This is a genomic window from Mucilaginibacter sp., from assembly GCF_041660805.1.
Lineage (GTDB): Bacteria > Bacteroidota > Bacteroidia > Sphingobacteriales > Sphingobacteriaceae > Mucilaginibacter.
Map to the genome: position 1 here is coordinate 267,008 of NZ_JBAZVP010000004.1, position 21,070 is coordinate 288,077.

The 21,070-nt window shown below is 42.2% G+C and carries 13 protein-coding genes; 3 read left to right on the plus strand and 10 right to left on the minus strand.

Features of this window, described 5'->3' with window-relative positions:
• Positions 1–95: 95 nt before the first annotated feature.
• Positions 96–548: an organic hydroperoxide resistance protein gene (locus WC743_RS08255; protein ID WP_373011436.1), complete on the minus strand. Its 453-nt coding sequence runs from the start codon at positions 546–548 to the stop codon at positions 96–98.
• A gap of 244 nt (positions 549–792) precedes the next feature.
• On the minus strand, positions 793–2,373 hold the full coding sequence (locus WC743_RS08260) for an aryl-sulfate sulfotransferase (RefSeq protein ID WP_373011437.1): 1,581 nt from the start codon (positions 2,371–2,373) through the stop codon (positions 793–795).
• 379 nt (positions 2,374–2,752) lie between these two features.
• On the opposite strand from WC743_RS08260, the gene WC743_RS08265 reads away from it, so the two are divergent.
• Positions 2,753–3,514, plus strand: a complete 762-nt coding sequence (locus tag WC743_RS08265; protein WP_373011438.1) for a phytanoyl-CoA dioxygenase family protein — start codon at positions 2,753–2,755, stop codon at positions 3,512–3,514.
• 18 nt (positions 3,515–3,532) lie between these two features.
• Positions 3,533–4,366 carry an AraC family transcriptional regulator gene (locus tag WC743_RS08270; RefSeq protein WP_373011440.1) on the plus strand — a complete coding sequence of 278 codons (834 nt, stop codon included), beginning with the start codon at positions 3,533–3,535 and terminating at the stop codon, positions 4,364–4,366.
• On the opposite strand, the gene WC743_RS08275 is transcribed toward WC743_RS08270, so the two are convergent.
• From WC743_RS08275 to WC743_RS08305, 7 genes are all read right to left on the minus strand, one after another.
• Entirely contained in the window at positions 4,367–6,493 is a 2,127-nt protein-coding gene (locus WC743_RS08275; RefSeq protein ID WP_373011442.1) for a hypothetical protein, read from the minus strand.
• Between the two features lie 11 nt (positions 6,494–6,504).
• Complete coding sequence (locus WC743_RS08280) at positions 6,505–8,706, minus strand: GH92 family glycosyl hydrolase (protein ID WP_373011443.1); 2,202 nt, start codon at positions 8,704–8,706, stop codon at positions 6,505–6,507.
• A 61-nt stretch (positions 8,707–8,767) separates the two neighbouring features.
• Positions 8,768–11,389 (minus strand): carbohydrate binding domain-containing protein, encoded by a 2,622-nt coding sequence (locus tag WC743_RS08285; protein WP_373011444.1) that lies wholly within the window; start codon positions 11,387–11,389, stop codon positions 8,768–8,770.
• A gap of 23 nt (positions 11,390–11,412) precedes the next feature.
• Positions 11,413–12,924 carry a glycoside hydrolase family 28 protein gene (locus tag WC743_RS08290; protein ID WP_373011445.1) on the minus strand — a complete coding sequence of 504 codons (1,512 nt, stop codon included), beginning with the start codon at positions 12,922–12,924 and terminating at the stop codon, positions 11,413–11,415.
• Positions 12,914–14,707: a RagB/SusD family nutrient uptake outer membrane protein gene (locus WC743_RS08295; RefSeq protein ID WP_373011446.1), complete on the minus strand. Its 1,794-nt coding sequence runs from the start codon at positions 14,705–14,707 to the stop codon at positions 12,914–12,916. The genes WC743_RS08290 and WC743_RS08295 overlap by 11 nt, the downstream gene beginning before the upstream one ends.
• Positions 14,708–14,720: 13 nt before the next feature.
• On the minus strand, positions 14,721–18,230 hold the full coding sequence (locus WC743_RS08300; protein WP_373011447.1) for a SusC/RagA family TonB-linked outer membrane protein: 3,510 nt from the start codon (positions 18,228–18,230) through the stop codon (positions 14,721–14,723).
• Between the two features lie 191 nt (positions 18,231–18,421).
• The gene (locus WC743_RS08305) at positions 18,422–19,603 is read right to left on the minus strand and encodes a FecR domain-containing protein (RefSeq protein WP_373011448.1); all 1,182 of its coding nucleotides are present in this window, start codon (positions 19,601–19,603) and stop codon (positions 18,422–18,424) included.
• A gap of 181 nt (positions 19,604–19,784) precedes the next feature.
• Here WC743_RS08305 and WC743_RS08310 point away from each other — a divergent pair, with 181 nt between their 5' ends.
• Entirely contained in the window at positions 19,785–20,339 is a 555-nt protein-coding gene (locus WC743_RS08310) for a dihydrofolate reductase family protein (protein ID WP_373011449.1), read from the plus strand.
• Positions 20,340–20,436: 97 nt separating this feature from the next.
• On the opposite strand, the gene WC743_RS08315 is transcribed toward WC743_RS08310, so the two are convergent.
• Entirely contained in the window at positions 20,437–21,063 is a 627-nt protein-coding gene (locus WC743_RS08315) for an RNA polymerase sigma factor (protein ID WP_373011450.1), read from the minus strand.
• Between the last annotated feature and the right edge of the window lie 7 nt (positions 21,064–21,070).

Below are 21,070 nucleotides of genomic sequence, written 5' to 3' on the forward strand. Positions count from 1 at the left end.
CTTGGGGTCTTCTGACATTTTATCTCGCTTTAATTAATAATTATAGAATAGCCTGCCCGATAAATACGGGCAGGCTATTTATGCAAAGACTTGACTTAGATCAGGTTAATAGCTACAGCTACATTGCCTCGTGTGGATTTGGAGTAAGGGCAAGTTTGGTGAGCGGTATCTGTTAGGGATCGGGCAACTTCGCGATCCAAACCCGGCAGGCTGACGTTAAGACGAGCTTGCAGGAAGTAAGCACCATCTGTATTGCATAAATCCACTTCGGCATCAACAGCCGCGTCTGCAGGGAAAGAGACCTTCATTTTGCTGGCCGCAATCTTCATTGCGCCAATAAAACAAGCAGACCAGCCTGCGGCAAACAGCTGCTCGGGATTAGTACCGATGCCCGGGGTGCCCGGAACAGAAAGCTTAATCTCCAGGCGACCATCTGAGCTGCGGGAAGAACCGCCATCCCGGCCACCTGTAGTATGCGTCTTAGCTGTGTACAGTACTTTTTCAATTTGGGTATTCACTGCTGAATCTCCGATTTGGTTATTTTCCATTGTTTTAATTTTAAATTGTTGGTCAAAAGTATACTTACACAAGGCTGCGTCCAACCACTAAATAGGTTAAGTGGACTAAGTTGATCTTGAATTAGTCATTTTTAAACCTGAAATTTTCTGTTAACAAACGTTACGTTCCCGGCTGCTCCGTTACCTGTTAATAAAGAATGATAGGTAGCTGCTCAGAACCTATTTACCTGGATGCTAACACCTGGCAACCCAGATAGGCGCAAATCAATTATTTTCATTGATAGGGCTTTCCGTTGGGGTATAATTCCAACCTTTCAACACGGTGAAAACCAAATCCATTTGGTGAGCTTATACTCAACTGAAAAATTACATTTTTGGATGCACGGTCTACCTCAATAACTTTGCCCCCCATACCTGTGGCATTGGGTACCTGGAAACCCGGCGAAAAAAGTATATGGTCTTTATTTTTTAGATATTTAACCGATGAAACTATACGGGAATATGCTTCTTCTTTGCGGTCTTTGCCATAATCCCATACTTGCTGAATGGTCATGCTGGTTTCATCAATTTTATATTCCACCGCCCTGCTATAATGCGTAGCTGCCGAGACATTATAATTACGCGAATCGCCATTATCAAATAACATTAGGTTACCACTGGGTGTAAAAATAGGTGAGTGCTGATACCAGTTCCATTCAAAAGATGGATGATTAACCGTGCCTTCAATTACAGCGGCATCGGTAATAGGGTTCCCTGCCCCATCAATAGGCTTAAGCAGAAATTTGTTCAGGTCTTCGCCCCGGCGATTCTTGCCCCATCCTCTATGCGGGGCCAGTATCCACTTTACCTGATTAGCGTAGTTAAGTTTAACAACCGCCTGATGCCTGCCGGAAACAATAATGGTATTATCTTTTGCATCATAAGTAACCGCGTTTACGTGCATCCAATCCTCGCTGTTGGTTGTGAAAGCTGTGCGGTATTCATCAAGAGATTCTTTTAAATCCCAGGTATTTGTAATTTGGCCGCTGGTACGGTTTATCTCTATAATATAATCTTCGATAGTTGGCACGCCCTTAGTATTTGTACTGCCCGGTTTATTAACAGTTACCAAAAAATTGCCATCAGGCTTTTCAAGCACTTCATGATGAAAGGTATAACCTCCTAATTCCCACCTGTTAATTATTTTACCTAAAATATCTACTTCATATATTTTTCCGGAAATTTGATCTGCAAAAAGATAATTACCATTCTTTATTCTGGATATACCATCGTCATAAAATAGCTTATTTAGTTCCGTGTTATTAGAAAAATCAAGTATCCATCTTATATCGCCATAATTATCCACTATATAAGGCGCAAGCGGGCCATTAGGATACCCACTAAAACCGCTCACTAAATTAACACCGCTTTCCATGTTTGCATAGTCTGCTACATCAACATGAATATAGTTGGGTACATTAGCAGGTAACGGCCCGGTAGTGATTTTTATGCTACTTTTTGCTTTATCACCATTATCATTAACCACTGTTACTTCTACAGTGTTCTCAAAATTGGGATATAAACCTATTATCGGTATGGCGTGCGATGTACCACTATCTTCAAAAACCTGTTTAATATCAGAAGGTTCACCGTTTTTCCCCTTTACTACAATCTCGGTATGCCCTGATAATGCGCTTGTAAATGTTAAAAGTGCAGAAAGCGGCGCGTTACCAGAAGGGTTGATGACAATGGCTTGATTGGGTATGACAAAAGTTGTTGCAACAAACTCGTCGTCTTTTTCTTTGTCCGGTTGTTTGTCTTTACGGCAACCTGTCACAAAAAGTAAAATAAGCAATGCCAGTATACTTTTTTTCATAAGCATTTTAGTGTTAAAAAAGTATCGGCAATAAAAAGGAAGAACTATTGATCGTAAATTAATTTCTTACAGATTAAATGTAATATTAAGAATGTAAAAACTGATACACATTATCGCTACATAATAAGCCCAACTTAATAAGCTTAAATGTGAAAAATATCTATCATAGGTACATATTCCTGTTTTGTTGATGTGGTGGTTGCATTAATTACATTATCCAAAGTAATAACACAATTATCGTTATAGCGTATTAAAAACAGCTTTAAGGGTAAAGCTTTATAGCGCAAATAGCATAAGCATTAGTTTATTTTTGTTAACAATATATTTCTCTGTTGGAGAAATAATATATTCTTATAAAAAACCATCAAAAACTAAATATATGATTACTAAAAACAATTCGCTCCTTACGCCGGACCAAGTTACCCTGTATCATGAAAACGGTTATTTACTGCCTAACATACCTTTATTTGATGAAGCAAAGTTTGAACGCTTGTTTGAAATTTTTGAAGAGCATTTGGCAAACCGGGGCAATTTGAGGCCGGATGAACTGAATGCGCCCCACTTAACTGACGACCGTTTATTTGATTTTTTACTGGCCGATGAGGTTATTGATGTAGTATCAGCAGTTATAGGGCCAAATGTTGGACTTTGGAGCAGCGGTTTTATTTGTAAAGAACCAAAAACAGGTCAAAAAACACCCTGGCACGAAGATAGTGCCTACTGGGAGGGCCGTTTTAACAATTTTGACGGCATTGTAACTATCTGGCTGGCCATTGATGAAGCCACTACAGAAAATGGCTGCATGGGTGTTTTACCAGGCACACATCACAATGGTTTCTCGGAGTATGAAAATATGGGCACTGACCATAAAATATTCAATTTCCAGATCAAAAACAGCCTAATTAATGAAAATGATGTGGTATGGTTCGAGCTAAAGAAAAACAGGTTTTCATTACATGATTCAAGGATAATTCATGGTGCCAACGCCAATACCAGCCAAACCAGAAGGACGGGTTATACGATGCGCTATTTTAATACCGACATGGTTTTTAACCGTGAACATCCTAATAACCTAAACAAAAAAATATATCATTGCCGGGGCGATAACCAGGGAAACAATCCTTTAATTTACTTGAAATAGGTTTGCTAAATTTGGTATATGAGTAAACGGTTTCTTTTACGGCAATTCATGGGAGATGAGGACGCCCTCCATATAGCAAGGGTGACTATCCATTCCCGCGATGACCTGTCTCAGCATAATCATGATTATGCTGAGATCTTTTGGATTGAAAGCGGAAAAGGCCTGCATATTATTAATGGGCAGCAATTGCCTTTAGGCGCCGGTAGCCTGGTTATGATCAGGCCGGACGATGAGCATACTTTTACTTCTAATGGCCATGGCCTAACCATTATGAACCTGGCTTTCCCTGCAGAAACACTTGCCTATTTCAGAAACCGCTATTTCCTGGAGACCAATGATTATTTTTGGACACCGGATTCACTGCCCTACGCAACCCTGCTTGATAAGACACAGGTAAGGCGCCTGTCTCAAAAGGCAGAAGAGACCTGGAAAAACAAAAAATCCAAATTTTATCTGGATGCCTTATTACTTTTCATTTTTAACTTAACTGATACTAATAAAGATTTAGATCTGAACCCGCAGATACCCGCCTGGTTGCAAAAAGCTGCCAGGGAGTATGTTACTCCAGAATGGTTTAAACAAGGTATAATGGGATTCGCCACCCTTTGCGGAAAAAACGCTGACCATATAAACCGGGTAACCCGCGCCTGTTACCAACAAACACTTTCTGAATTTATAACCGGGTTAAGAATGGATTTTGCAGCACGACAGCTATCCATGACAAATACACCTATAAAAGCCATTTGTAACGATTGCGGATTTGGCAACCTTGGGCATTTTTACAAAACATTTAAAGCCACTTTTAACCAAACCCCAATCGCTTACCGGGAAGCCAACCAAACCATTGTTTAACTATAAAACTTTAAGCAATTTGGGCTTGCCCTCGTAAATCAGCTTACCGTCTGCTTCTACCCTTAAAAAAGATTGATTGGTGACAACATTGATCAAATGTTTTCTAAAACCATACCCTTTAATTGTTATTTTATCTTTGGATGGGGCTTGTGGATTGATCCATAAACTACCGTCAAGCCGGGGATCCAGTCCAATAAGCCCATATAAAATAGCTTCGGCACCGGTAAGGCCGGCTACGATATTTGCACGTTTAAAAACAGGTGATGCCGGGCGATCGCAAAAATGCTCCTGCGGAAAATACGGCCACAATTCTCCCAGCCAGAATTGTCTTTGCAAAACATCCCAGGCTTTGCCCGGAACGTGCTCATGATAAAGATCGAGTGCCAGCTGTGCCACATCGCCTGTATATGCGCCACCACCACCCCAATCAGTATCTGTTACTTCGTAGTGCAGAGAATCTGCCTTAGAGATACTGCTAACACCGTATGGGAATAAAAATTTATGTTCTACCAGTTGCTCCATCATCTTTTGCTTCATATAGGGAGTGCAAACGCCGGACCTTAGCATATCAAATACCTGGATGGAGTAAACCAGTTCTTTATGCCCATTGGGGTATTTACAATAAAACCAGCCTGCCTTATTATCCCATAGTTCCTTTCGGATATTTTCTGCAATGCTGGTTGATTTTTTCTTCCATTGGTCAATCACTGCGGGATCATAACCGATTCTCTGGCCCATCTCGGCTAATTTGCGAAAATTCCATACCCGTTCAGAATTAGGGCTTGGCACCATGTGTTCATAACCCATGCCCCGCATCTCCAATAAGTTCTTTTGTTCGCCATAGTCAACAATACCGTTAACCATAGGCCGCTCTTCATCTTTTAACACCAGTCTTTTCACCTGTTCAAACAAATCCGGATAAATTTTATCCTGGCAGGCTATGGCATAAACAAGGGTGGCAAAACTAACTGTGCTATAGGCATAGCGCACGCCTGAGCCGGCTCCATCCGGGGTAAAAGCGTTATACTGTTCCAGATCAATGTCCGTCATATTACGGGTGATGTTCAATATTTTATCACCCATCATCAGAGTCATCAGGTTGGGTGCATAACCTGCCACATCCCAAAGATAGGTTGTCATTGAGCCGCCATCCAGACCACTGGTTACCACGGTTGGGTTTAATTTAAAATCAGGCTTTTCCCATATGCATACCAGGCCGGAGATTATTGATCTTTTATAGTAATTCTCCAGTGCCGAATTAGTGGTTTTTAAAGTGGGGATTTTGCCAAGTGCCCATTGCAGGCGATTTGCCCATATCTTGTTGGTATTGTTTTCCCAAGCTAAAAAATCGCTTTTTTCAGGCAGAGTGGCTGCCTTGTCAGCAAATACCACACCCACATAACCAGTCCCTTTTTTAGCAGGATCTATTATCAGTTTATTTCCTTCCTGGAAAAATTTTAGCTTGATCTGTTCTGTAGCCCATTCATTGTTGCCGGTTTTTTTCACCTTTATAGTATCTGCCGGGGGCGAAAACCCAAATGGAGCAGGTGAATATCCCCAGGCCGGTGGAGTGAACCCCCATTTATTTAGCGCGATAAAGGACGGCTTGCCCGGGTTAACCAATGGAACTAACGTAAGCGTTAACTTTTGATCTCCTTTGTTGATAACCTCGTAACGGATCATAAATCCCGATTTATCCGCAAAAGGGATTAAATGCGAGATAATCTCAAATGAGAGCATCCCACCCGCATGCATTCTGTGGTAAATCCCCCGGCGAATGATCTGGTCGGGCTGCCAGTTGCCACCAGTGTAAAGCACGTTATTGGGTTTGCTTCCCCACACAAACTGATCTCTGATTGTATCGCCGTTGGCCACAAACAACGCTTTAAAAGAGAAATTCCTGCCAGAAATAGGTGGAGACATTACATCTGCTGTACCCATTACAGAACCTAATACAGGGCTAACCGTGGTATAGCCGCTACCCACCCAAAGCTGGCTTGGCAGGGTCACTAATTTATTCAAATCAATGGCAAAGTCTTTTAACTTCCATTTAGCCGACTGGGCCTGTAGCTTACCTGCCAAAGTCAGGCTTATTAAACAAAAAAATATAAGTCGTTTTAAAATCATTGCCTGATGGTTTATTTTGTAGTTATTAGTGGGGTATCGCTCATATCAAAATTGATTATTCCACCATTTTTAATATCCTGATAAGTGATGATAGTGCCTGTCAATTTTTTACCGTTGATGGTTACACCCCGCATGTAAATATTCTTTTCGGATGCATTTGGCGCTGTAATAACCAAGGTTTTTCCGTTACCCATGTGCATCATAACACGGCTAAACAATGGCCCTGTCAAATAATAAATATCCTGCCCTGCATTTGGGAAAAAGCCCATAGATGAGAAAATGTACCATGCACTCATTGCCCCGCTATCATCGTTCCCGGGGCCGCCTTTTTCTGTAAACCTGTCCCTCACCAGTTTCCGCACCCAGTAACTGCTCAGGTCTGGCCTGCCGGCATACTGAAACCCTTGCACTGCTAAAAAAGCGGGCTCATTACCATAATCTATCAGGTTATTTTTAAAACCATATTCCAGTTTTTTCGCAAAGGCGTCCTTGCCGCCATTCAGTTCTACCAGCTTATTAAAATCGTGCGGCATAAACCAGGAGTAGGTCCAGCTGGAACCTTCATAAAAATAATTTTTCCATGAACCGGGGTACTTCTTCAGGTCTGTTTGCACAAACTCGCCGTTTAATTCGCGGGGCATAATAAAGCCCTTAAAACCATCGCTTTCCGCATCCTTATTCCAAAGGTTAACCCATTGGTGGCTGCGGTTAAGGTATTTCTTATAGTCAGCTGTTTTACCTAATCCCTTTGCAACAAGCGCAATACAATAATCGTTGTAAGCATATTCCAGGGTCATAGAGCAATTCATCATGCCCGGCGGAATCCACCCGATTTTCATATATGTGTTATTAGCACTGTCTTGCTTACGCCACATAAAACTTCCCAGGCGCTCGTTGTCCGCATTATGCTTTAATACGCTGTAAGCTTCCTCCCAATTTACTCCTTTTACCTCTTTTAGATAAGCTTCCGCAATAATATTATCTATATTATTGCCGCCCTGCTCCATATTCATTTCATTACCATTAACAAAAGCGTCCCTTACTACCCCATTTTTTTTGAACCTTGCAATAAAAGAGTTAACAGTGCCACTTACCATTCGCGGCGTAATCAATGCATGCAAAGGGTATACTGTTCTCCAGGTATCCCAAACGGCAGAATGGTCATCCCATACAGGAACATCCTTGCCAAAATTCCTGGTGTCGTTTGTCCGGTTACGCGGCATTAGCTGGGCATGATACAGGGCTGTATAAAAAAGGGTTTTGTCTTTTTCAGTGCCGCCTTCTACTTCTATCTTTTTTAAAGTGGTGTTCCAGGCAGCCTTCGCTGTTTCCTTTACCTGGTCATAATTAAAATCTTTTATTTCTGTATTCAACCATGCTTTTGCCTGCTCAATGCTTTTGTAAGAAACAGCAATTTTTAAATACACCTCCTCGTTCTCCGTAGTAGAAAAACCAAGAACCGCGCCTACCCTGTCCTCCTTTTTAAGTAAACGCTGCGTGGTTGACCCCATAGAAACAGCGCCATTTAGCCATGTGCCCGATTGAACAGGTTTTTTACTCACCATTGCAGCAAACCAGATGTGGTAATCGCCTTCTCCAAAACCGCCCCGGTAAATGCCATCCCCGGTTATATACCTGTTATCACCGGCATCAATCGTTACTGTACCCTGAGATACAGAGCCGCCAATTTGGGGCCGGATATCCATGGGGATATTATGGGTAAGGTCCAGCAGAATATGGGCGCTGTCTGATTTTGGGAACGTAAATTTATAAATTGCACTGTGCCATGAAGTCGTTACCTCTGTGCGAATATGATACCTCGATAGCGTGACGCCGTATTCATAGGGGGATGCTTTTTCATTCGCCTTTGGTGAATCATGCTCCGTTTCGCCAACAGCCAGGCCAATTTGCGGTGAAAGAAATATCTGTCCGTTGGAGCCCCAGCCTGAGCCGCTCATCTGTATCTGACCAAAACCCCTGATATCCTCGTTTGGATTATAGCCATCATTACCGCCTTTCTTTGTTTGTGGGCTGGGATTGATAGAGCCGAACGGTAATTGAGGGCCAATTACACAATTGGATGCATCCATGCCATCCAATACACCAATGTTGTTATTTACGTAATCAACCGGTTGTTTTTGTGATTGAGCGTGACTAAGTACCACACTGCAATAAAGCAAGCCTGTTGTTAATATTAATTTATTCAAAAGCATCTTTTTAATTTTATGGGTTCATCTTGCAAGCAAAAACCGAACTGAAAGCGACGATATAATTTTAATTTTTTCCTGAACTAATCACATATAAAGGAAACGCTCCTATAAGGGCCACCTCGGGAGCAACGGGGTTACCCATCATGTCCAGCACCCGGTCTCCCGGTTTTAAGCGCACCACCTGTTTAAGAGATAGCGGCAGGTTAGACCAGTAAACATTAAGTATCCCCTTATCTTTTTTGAAATGCGCCACCTTAAGTTGCGCTGAACCGGTTTTCAGGTCTTCAAACCCTGCAGGTGTGGCATCTTCGGTAAGCGCTACCATTGCTGCATGCGCTGCTATGCCAGGGCCGGGGATACCAGTGGCTTCAATAAATCCGGCGGTTAAATCGCTGTTAATTTCGCGCCCGGCAGCAGAAGTGTATAGTTCAAAATCAAAGTACCGCTTTACCCCCATAGCTTTAAAGAAAAGCGCGGCCCTTACCATTGCTGCCGCCCCGCTTGGTTTATTGGCAGGTGATGATGCAGGGATGCGATAAGTAGCAAGCCAGCTGCGCGAACCCTGTAAATACATGCCGCCTTCTGTATGCCACAAAGGCATCGGCTCACCTGACTTATTCTTATAGGTCCTGAATTTTTGCAGCAGCGGTAATACAAATGCGTCATCCGGGTTATCACCACCGGCAGCCAGACTGTAAAAATGAAAAGAAAAAGCATCCATATCCTTCCCGCCGCCTGCCTGCAGCACTTCCCACCCTAACGATGCGTTTATAGCAGCTACGGCCGGCCCCATTAAGGTTACCGGTTTACCAATAGAATCCAGTACCTGCCGGGCGGCTTTCAAAAGCCTGGTATAAACATCAACTTTCTTAAGCTCGGGCTTTACCTGCAAATATCCGCCGTCGGGTTCGTTCCAAATTTCCCAGGTTTTAACGTATGGGTAAAAAGCAGTGTAGCACCTGGCAATATATTCTTTCCATTCGTTAATATTATTGGGAGGATAACTGTGCGACCAGCGGTTGCCAATAGAACTTTTTGGATCGAGGTCGGCTTTAAAATCGGGAGTAGTGCCAAATATTCCACTAATCTGGAAGCCCTGCTGTGCAGCACGCTTTACATCGGCCGTTTGAAAGTTCCATACACCGGGTTTAGGTTCGGCAGCTATCCAGGTGGCTGCCAGCGGTGGCCACATCCTTATCCAACGAAAGCCACCTTTACGGGCAATCTCCAGGTTATAAGGAGTAAAATCTACATGTCCACCAAAATAAGAATCCGGCCGGTCTGCCGGCGATGGCAGCGGTGGTAAGACACTATAGATCTGTTCGGCCAGTAGCTCCGGGTTGTTGGCCGGGCGGGCTTCAATACGGAAAGCACCGAATGTTTTAACAGGAACATCAAATATCTTTTCGCCATAGCCATCATTGTTTAAAGAAACCTTAACAGGATAAGTGGCAATTTTTTGTTCCAGGTAGTTTACGACAGCTACTTGATAGGTTTTTGAAATATTGGGCTGCACCCCGGCTATCACCAGTTTAAACGAGGCATGGTCTTTTTGGCCGAACAGATTAGCTATCGGCCCGTTAGGCAAGGATTGTATGGCTGCAGCGGGCGGATCCGGTAGTGTGCCAGTCTGATCATCTTCCACAAATGAAACCGCATCAATATTATATCGCCCTGGTTCATTCATTTTAAAGATGACAAAATAGACGCCATCCTGCGCCGGTTTGAGGGTAAAAGGCAAGCTGTATTTCTTCCATCCCGCTGTGGTCTTTACCGTTTGTGTTTGTATAGATGTAGCCGAGTTTATACCTCCACCAATGCCCGCGTCAAAAGTATGCACGCTATCTGCCCGTAAAGAAAAACGTAATTTCCCGGGATGCCCATAGCGCGCAGGAAAGTACGCGCTGGTTAGTACATTACGGCAGCCCTTATCTATTTTAAAGGTTAAGAAACGCCTGCCATCTGGTGCATTGGATGCGGTTTCTGTTTCCAACCGGGCATCGTCCGGAGCGGGGGCCCCATTGCCTGATTCCTGTGATTGTGTACCAAATTCTCTTTTACGAAAGGTGGCTGTCCAACCATCAGTACCCACTTCAAAAGATGGATTCCGGATGGCATTTACCGTGGGCACAGGGCCATTGTCCATAGCAGGCAATTCTATTACTGATATATCATCTATCCAAAAAACTCCTGTTTGGTTCAATACAAAACGAAGCGAGGTAGCATCGGGCCTGGCATCTTCAGGCAACTGTATGGTATAAGTATGCTCCTGCCACTCATCAGTCAGGTTCATCTCTGTTCGCAGATAAGTGTTGCGAGGTTCAATTTCCTTGCGAACCATAACAGTAAGGTTTGCACCATTGCTAACGCCCCGGGCCCAAAACTTAACTTGTATAGCCGATTTGGGCCGTATTGCCAGGCGAGGGAAATTATACATCACCATTGGTGAATTGAGCACTTTAATCAATTGAACTTTCATAGACCAATGCCCGCTGTGTGGATTCTTGTCATCCCTCTCAGCAGACACCTCATTTTTCATCCAGTTGTCCAATTGCCAGGGGCTTGCACCTTCTTCAAAACCGGGATTTGTCACCAGGTTTTGCACCGGGACTGATTGGGCATTTACACGCCCAATAAGCAATAGTATAGCCGCCAATACAAGAAACCTGTATCTTAAATTTGTCATTGATATTAAATAAGAATTGGGTACTAAAGCCTTTTATAGCTTTTTACATTATTTAACTGAACCTGTTTTTCTACCCCGGCCTCAGCCTTTAAATTACTGATGAATAAGTGATCCGCATCATCGGCTAATATGGGTACCCTTATATCTTTGTTTAAAGAACCGAGTGTGATATTTGATAACGAAATATCATTTACATGCCTGATAAATAAACCATAGCTGGGTAAATTACCCCATTCGGTAGGGTCTGGATAGTCTTTTTCCTTTTCGGTTACTTTGGTAAGATCGCTTCGGTATTCTCCCTCTTTTAACCCGCCTTTATTGATAAGGCGGATATTGCTCAACTCGATGCTTTCTATTTTAACGCCCGGCACACCTGTAATAGAAGAACAGAAATTTCCCGTATTGTAGGCGGTTACATTGGTTATTGAAATATTACGCATTTTTCCAAAAGGCGGCTCCGGTGCTTCCTTAATATGCTTGCGGGCCCTGTTACCTAACCTCACAAAAATTGGGCATTCCGTACCTTCAATAACTATATTACTTACGGTAACGCCATCCATTACTCCCCCATCAACTATTTCAAGTGCGATACCGGTTTGCCCTATCCGCGGGGTTTTAAACACAGGTACCGTTAAACAGCGGGAGGGCTTTACCACACAGTTAGAGATCACTATATTTTTAAAACCTCCTGTTGATTCTGTACCGCATTTAATGGCGTTGCAAAAACTGCTGGCTATACAATTATTAATGGTAATATCTTCGCAAGGGGCCGCGCCGGTACTTTTTAAAGTAATACAGTCATCATCAGAATCAAGGATGCTGTTTGACAAAACAAAACGCCGGCAGCCATCAATGTCAATACCATCATTATTTTTATTGCTATGATTATAAACACGGATGTTATTAACCATCACATCTTCGCAATTAAGGTAGTGCTGGTTCCATACGCCCGAGTTTTGCATGGTGATATCTTGTACCGAAATATTTTTGCAGGAGATGAATAATATATTGCGGGGCCTTCCATCCTGATCATCAATAACATGCTGGCTGGGGCTATATCTGGAAAACTGCTTTGCGCCCTGTCCGTTTATAGTACCAAAGCCGCTAATGCCAATATTATCTGCACCCTCCGCATAGATCAGCGCATACCAACCACCCGGATCTTTTTGAGAACGGTATTTTGGTTGTTGCTGGCGCGGAAAGTCCTGATGATTAGTACTGCCATATAAAACTGCGCCCCGTTCAAGGGATAGCTCTACATTGTCTTTTAAAGTGATAGTACCACTTTTAAAATTGCCGGGTGGAATAACAACAGTACCACCGCCCGCTTTAAAACAGGCCTGAACAGCTTTATTAATTGCAACAGTACTTAACCTCGATGTATCATTTACAGCACCATAATCCAAAATATTAAACCGCTGCGCAATTGCATGCTGGCTGATAAAAAACATCAGCAACAAAATGAAGATCGATTTAAACAAGAGCCGGCAGCGTGCTACCAACTCTTGTTTTTTGTTATTTATTTTAATAACCATATCCCTGATGAAGGTTTGGGTTACTGCTTAGCGTAGAAGGACCATAAGGTAAGATCTCGCGTTGATTTGGTACAAAACTACCTGCCCAATCTGTAGTAAAGGCTGCTGAAAAAGCTGCTGCCCAGTTTACGCTGGTATACCCTGCCGGGGCTGTTGCCACAGAGGGCTGATAATAGCTTGAAGAATAAACAATCCCGGTAGCCGAATTATTAAGGAAGTACATTTTGGCCGGGCAATTATTATAAGGCGCTTGCAGCAACCTGTATTTGGCCAAATTTGCGCGGGTTTCTGCAAAAATGCTATTGATCAGGTTCCATCTGATCAGATCCCATTTCCTTAAACCTTCACCACCAAATTCAAACATTCTTTCGTTGGTAATAGCCGTAAAAAAGCCCAGATAATCTGTTGGTATAGTTCCCATTTTACTGGCATCGCCGCCAAAACCTCTCAGGCGTACTGATTTAAATGCGTTAATTGCGGCCTGGCTGGGTCCCTGGTTAATTTCATTATCTGCTTCGGCAAACATTAACAGCACATCAGAGTAACGGATCATCGGCCAGCTAATACCAGCATAAGCCGAAGTATTAGTAGGCAGGTTTACCGGGTTAGTATGCCAGTCGCGGCGGAATTTTGCCATAACAAAAGGCCCGAAAGAAGTGGCATAGCCAATATAATAACCTGAGCCGTTAATGGCATAAGTTGCTATAGTTACATCTTTACGCAGATCATTACTATCGAATTTGTAAAAATAGGTAGGCAGGGCAAAATCTGACCCGGAGCCATTGGAGTTAACGCGGGTACCATCAATATAACCGATCCTGCCATCTGAAACACCGGTTCCGCCGGAAAGCCCTACCTGGAAAAGTGATTCTCCACTGGGGTCTATCTTATGAGCATCAAAATTATCCTTAAACACAGATTGGAAGCTGGGGTTAAGCCCGTGTTTACCCGATGCCATAATTTCGCTGCACTCGTCAAGGGCAATTTTATAATATTTCTTATAATCAGCAGATCTTTCCATTTTTCTGGAAGCTGCACGCAGTGAGTAACCACCCCTAAAAAGTGCTATCCTGGCCCTTAACGCTTTGGCTGCGCCTTTGGTGATCCGCTCATCAGCGGCTACACCGGGGTCACCGCGCCATGGCAGTAAGCTGCCCGCTGTTGCCAGATCATTCAGGATATGATCGTAAATAGAATCGCGGTTTGTTGCCGGCAGGCTTAGATCGGGCTGATCTGTAGACGGAATATAAGGAGCCGGCACATCGCCCCAGCACTTAATCAGATCAAAATAAAACTGCGCCCTTAAAGTAAGCGCTTCACCATATAACCTTTGCAAACTGGCTTTTTCACCAGCCGAACCATTGGTATACAAATCCATTTTGGGAATGCCTTTAATGCAATGGTTTGCACGATCAACGCCGGCATAAAATATATTCCACTCGGCATCAAGTTCAGTATTGGTAGCCAAAGCATTGTAGCGGCTAAGTGCTTTAGCGCCGTTATCACCACCAATAATATTGGTATTACTGGCATTGCAATATGATTCATCACAATCGTTAGAAAAGTAATATTGAAGCCTGCCACCGTAACCGCGGTCGCCCGCAAGCGTAGCATAGGTGCCCAGTACAGCTTTTGTCGCATCAGAAACACTGCCAAAAACATAGTTTTCGTCAAAGGCAGAATTTGGGCTCAGGCTTAAATATTTTTGACAGGAATTAAGTGATAGTCCTGTTAAAAGCAATCCGGTTAATAAAAATAACCAGTATCTTATTTGAATTTTCATATTCTGAATATTTTTAAAATTTAACATTTGCACCTATAATAAATGTCCGGCTGCGTGGATAAGGCGAGGAATCAACACCAGGGGTAACATAGTTGGAATTCTTGGTACTCACTTCAGGATCCATTCCGGAATAACCTGTCAACACAGCTACGTTATTAACCGTACCATATATGCGCAAGCTGGTGCTCTTGAATTTAAGCAATGTTTTAAGGGGCATATTATAGCCTAAGGTGATATTATTGATCCTCAGAAAAGAACCATTTTCTACTGCCCATGAATCCAGTTCCAGGTAGTTTCCACCTTTAATAGGCTGCCATATTGTGGCATCCTTATTTAAAGCTGCCAGCACTTCAGGCGGTGCACCTGCAGGCACTGCTTTACCTCCTACAGTAATGGCATATTGCTGCAAAACACCGTTGGCATCAATAGTGCGCCAGCGGTTGTTCATGATAGATGTTAAGTTGGAGTAACTACCCGCATAGGCATTACTGAATTCAACCTTATCGCCGTTTAATATTTTATTGCCAAGCACAAAATTTACAAATATGCTCAGGTCAAAGTTTTTATAAACAAACTGGTTATTTATGCCACCTGTAAATTTTGGTTGTGCATTCCCTATGATGGTTTGGTCATTAATATTCACTAAGCCATCGCCATTCAGGTCTTTTAATTTTTTAGTACCCGGGGCCGGTGTACCTACTGAAGCGCTGTTATCGGCTACGCCAGGTTTTAAAATATAGGCGTGGTTAGTTGGGTTGTAATTAAAATCATTTAAGGTATACATCCCATCGGCTACATATCCCCAAATGGTACCCACCGGTTGGCCTACCTTCACAAGGTATTCATTACCGGCACCCCAGCCAGAACTGGCGAAATACTGGTTTGACACTTTAGACAGTTTAGTAACTTCATTATGATTGGTAGAGATATTGAAATTAACATTCCACCTCATGTCCTTTTTAGCAAAAATTACAGAACTCAGTTGTAATTCTAAACCGCGGTTTTGCACGCTGCCAACGTTTTGTAATTGCGTGGTGAAGCCAGAATTAGCTGCAACAGGCACGTTGATCAACAAATCGCGGGTATCATTCATATAAGCATCAATACTTACCTGCAAACGGCTGTTAAAAAAATTAATATCTAAACCGGCATTGCGTGAAAGCGTAGATTCCCATTTCAAATTGGGATTGGCCAAACTGTTAATGGCATAACCGGGATAAAGGGTATTATTCAGGCTGTAAGGTGTTGCATTTGACCGGTATAAGGAAGTATAAAGAAAGTCATTAATGCGGTTGTTACCAGCCAAACCATAGCTAACGCGAAGCTTTATATCAGAAACAAAATCTGTTTTCTTAAAGAAGCTTTCGTCAGAGATACGCCAGGCGGCTGAACCCGATGGAAAGTAACCCCATTGATGCCCCGGCGCAAATTTTGAAGAACCATCTGCCCTTACATTAAAAGTTACTAAATATTTGCCCTTATAACCATAATTTACCCTTGAAAAATAAGATGTGATCCGGCTTTTTGAATCACCGGCGGTTGGGTAAAGCGGTGTGGAGGTTCCCAGGCTTAGCTGTGAAAAAGCTTTTTCAGGTGTAATACCAATGGGGAAATAACGGATCTGATCGGTTTGTGTTATTGCAGAGACCTCATAATTTTCTTGCCCTAAAAGCACATTGATCGCGTTATTTTTATGGAATGCAGATTTGAAGGAACGGTTAGAGAACGTTAGTACGGTATTTTCATTTATAGAAGATGTACTGCTGTTTGTAATATTTACAATAGGTTGCCCGGCACTGTTGCTGATGGCATTATAAGTATTAAAATCATCAAACACATCAAGTTTACCATCGGTTTTATTGATACCACCTGTAGCCCGAATGGACAAGAAATCATTAAGGGTATAATTAAGATAGCCGCTTATAGTAGTATTTCTGGCATTGTTATGCCTGTAAGAAGCATTGGCAAATTCAATAGGATCAATGAGATAATAGCCTGTTGAATTAGTTAAAGCAAAATAAGCTGCATCCTGGGCATCATTCGGATCGGTAGAATTAAGCAGGAATGGGCGGTATTTGACCGAGTTTCGCAAGCGGTTGTTGGTAACGTTGCCTGAAGCACTTGTTCCGCTCCCATCAATGCCTTGATTATTATAACCAATGCTTACCCCTACCTTTAACTGATCTGAAATGATATGATCAAAACGCATGTTAACAAGGTTACGGTTGTAGGCCGAATTGATCATAATACTCTTCTCATTATTGTTGGTATAGCTAACATTAAAAGTGGTGGCTTTATCGCCGCCGGTAATACTGGCATTATGGGTTTGTGTAAGTGCACTACTGCCAAATGTTAATTGTTGCCAGTCTACATTTGGTTTATTTCTAATCACATCCAAACCAGCCCATGAGTTACCATATTGCGTTGTAAAACTAACGCTGTCTGCTGTGGTGCCTCTTGTCTTTTCCCAGTTGTATTCAATAAATTCTTTGGGGTTCATTACGCCGAATTTATTGGCCAGTTTGTTAACCCCTACAAAATAATTGTAGGCCACAACAGTTTTCATAGCCTTACCACCTTTGGTAGTGATAATAACAACTCCGTTAGCGCCCCTTGCACCATAAATAGCGGTTGAAGCTGCATCTTTTAAAACATCAACAGCTTCAATATCCTGGGGTGATATTTTATTCAGGGCATCTTCTATCTGTACACCATCCACAATATATAGCGGTGTGTTATCCTGTGTAATAGAGCCGCCGCCTCTTATTTTAATGGTTACGGCAGCGTTTGGCCCTCCTTCAGTTGTGCTGATGTTTACACCTGCAAGGCGGCCTTCCAATGCTTGTAAGGCAGAATTAACGGGGATATCTTTTAATTGAGCAGCGCTAACTGATGAAACCGCGCCGGTCAGGTCCCGCCGGGATTGTGTGGCATAGCCAATAACTACGGTTTCGTTCAATGTGGTATATTGTTCAACCAATGCTACATTGATAACTGTTTTATCAGCAACTTTAATTTCCTGGGTTTGGAAACCAATAGAGCTGAATACAAGTATGGTATTCTCGTCGGGCACCGTTATTTTATAACTGCCATCCACATTGCTTACCGCGGCATTTTGTGTGTTTTTTATTTTAACCGTTACACCCGGTAAAGGCTGGTTCTTATCATCAGTGACCTTACCGATAATAACGATACTTACTTTTTGGGGATTGACCTTTTCTGCAATAACTTTTTTCCTGATCACTACGGTGTTATCATTATTAAAAAGAATATCTACAGACAAATTAGCAAAGCACTCTTTGAGCACATTTTTTAAAGGCGCTTTATTAACGCTCAGCGAAACATGATCAATCTCCTTAATCAGGTCGGCATCACAAATAAAGTTGTAACCAGTTTGTTTGGTTAACTGATAAAACACCTGCTTAATAGAGGCATCTTTAACATTAATACTCACTTCCTGAGCGTAACTTGATGCGCTAACCTGCAAGCAGGTGACCATCAAAATAACAATTGAGAGCTTCATAATCAGCAGGAATTTAAGCGTATAGCAGGTTCTATTCCTACACTTGTGTGCAGTAAAATTTTTATACATTTGTTTAGGATTAATAAATAATTGGTTGTCTATATCAATTGGCTTGTTATCCATATTAGCCTGGAGCTAACATAGCCGGGGGTGGTTGCAACACTCCCGGTTTTTGGATAGAAATTAAGTATTTATTGGGCGATAACGGTTACCCTCCTTCCTTCTATTAAAAAATGGACCCTTTCGGTTGATTCGATGTTCCTGAGTAAATTAGCTAAGCTTTTGTTGCGGGAATAATTTCCTACAAAGCTGATATCTTTCATATTCCCCTTAAAAACCACATCAATATCATACCATCGGGAAATCCGTTTCATGAGACTGGTAATATTTTCATTATTAAAAATAAACATCCCGTTTCTCCAGGCCATTACTTCATCGCTATCTGCGGGTTTAATTAGCAGGGAGGATGCGCCTATATCATTAACAGCCATTTGCCCTGGTTTCAGTATGGTCTGCTTATCGCGGTAAAGTAATTTTACTGAACCTTCTAATAAAGTGGTATGTATAACACGGTCATCACTATAAGCCTCAATATTAAAATGAGTACCTAATACTTCTACCTGTTGCCGGTCATTCACATTCACTTTAAAAGGCATTTTCGCATTTTTGGCCACTTCAAAATAAGCTTCTCCCTTAAGTGAAACTTCCCGGCTGGTGCCGCTGAATGCTGTTGGATAAGTGAGCGATGAGGCTGAATTTAAGTAAACACGTGTGCCATCTGCCAACACCAGGCCATACTGCCCTCCCTTTGGTATTGTAATGGTATTCCATTGCAACCCTTCCTGTGCGTTGGTATTTACAGCGGTGGCATAAACCAGCTGACCATCTTTTACTTTTTGGATCGTTGTACCTTCCTGCCTGGCAATTTGCCCATTTTGCGCGCTATTCAGAATTACTTTGCTGCCGTTGGCCAGGGTTAACACAGCGTTATTGTCGCCAGGCATAATATCCGGTGTTTTTGGCTTTTCCAGTTGCGCTGTAAGGGCGGGTTGCTTTTGTGAAGTATACCATAGTAAGCTTACCGAAACTAACAATAGGATAGATGCTGCTATTTTAAGCCACCAGTACTGATTCTTTTTTTGGTATTGCGCCTGCTCAACAATCTGCTGGTAGATCTGAAGGCTTCTTTGCTCAGAAACATCAACCAATGATGGGTCATTTGAAAGCTCATCCCACGTATGATCTAACATCTGCTGAAGATCTGCCTCCAGTGCCGGATCTTTTAGTAATGATTTTAACTCCCGCAATTCCGCGGCGGTGCATTGATCATCAATATATCGTTGGTACAGATACAGCAATCTTGTATTAGTCATAATTGGTTAGGGTTGCAGGCATAGGATATGCCTGCTTTCTAAATACATAGACGCTTGGGAAACACGTTCGGAGTATAGGCGGCAAAAATAATTTTATGTTAGTGTAAGTTCCTTTTTAATGAGACTACTTAACATTAAAAAAATCACTAATTTTAAGAAAATCAAAACTAAAATCAATCCAATGAGAAAGGTAATCTACGCCATCAACATGAGCCTGGATGGTTGCTGTGACCACACCAAATCAGTTGGCTATGAAGAAATACATGAATATTTTACAGACCTTATGCGAGATGTTGACCTACTTGTATATGGGCGTAAAACTTACGAATTGATGGTTCCTTTTTGGCCTGATGTTGCAAAAAAACAGTCTATGGGCAAAGTAGCGAACGAATTTGCCCGAATATTTGACTCCATAGGCAAACTTGTTTTCTCCCGAACGTTAGACAGGGTTGAAGATAAAAACACGAGAATTGTTCGGACAAACCCTCAAGACGAAATATTGAAATTGAAACAGGAACAAGGCAAGAATATTTTGCTTAGTGGTGTAAGTCTTTCTTCACAACTGATAGAACTTGGTTTGGTTGATGAATACTGTTTTGTTTTCCAACCTATAGTTACAGGAGAAGGGAGGCGGATGTTAGAAGGAATTAGCCTACAGGAGAAATTAGAATTAAAACTTGTGGAGTCAAAGATTTTTCAATCAGGATGTGTTGCGCTTCGTTACTTAAAACAGTGACGGAAAAATGGTTGATCAGTATAAAGGTGGCCGAGCTTCAATCTCTTGTTGATCATCAAAAGTGCATAAAGCGTATCATTAAATAAAAAAATAACAGTTAGCCCAGGCAGTTATGATGAACCGCGATATGCAGCAAAATAACAACAATACCGGCGTTGCTGTGAATATCTATATAAGCGCGTAAAGAGCGTAAGGCATGCTGCATATGAGTTTTAACCGTAAGCGGAGAAATAGCCAGGCGCTCTGCCGCTTCGCTGTATTTTAATCCTTCGACACGGCAAAGCGTGTACACCAATTTTTGCTGAGGAGTTAGCAGATCAAGAGCTTTGTTAAAGATATGAGCGGTTTCATTTACCGAAATAGTTTCTTCTGTGAGGTTATCCGCTTCTTTCCAATCGTTACACAATTCCTGGTTTATCATCAATTCCAGGTTATGCCTGCGCAAGGCTGTAATAGCAAGGTTGCGGGTAATGGTTCTGAGATAACATTCCAGGTTTTCAATCTCTGCCAGGTTTTTATGCTGCCATATTTTTAAAAATACATCCAGGAGTATTTCTTCTGCCTGCTCCCTGGATTTTATGATCTTTAAAGCATAACTATATACCTTTTTTCGATACCTGTCAAATATTCTGCGAAATGCCAACTCATCTCCTGACGAGGTTTTGCTTAATAACAACCGCTCCTCATTAAATGAATTATCATTAAATGAATTTACTTCAGGCATAACTAGT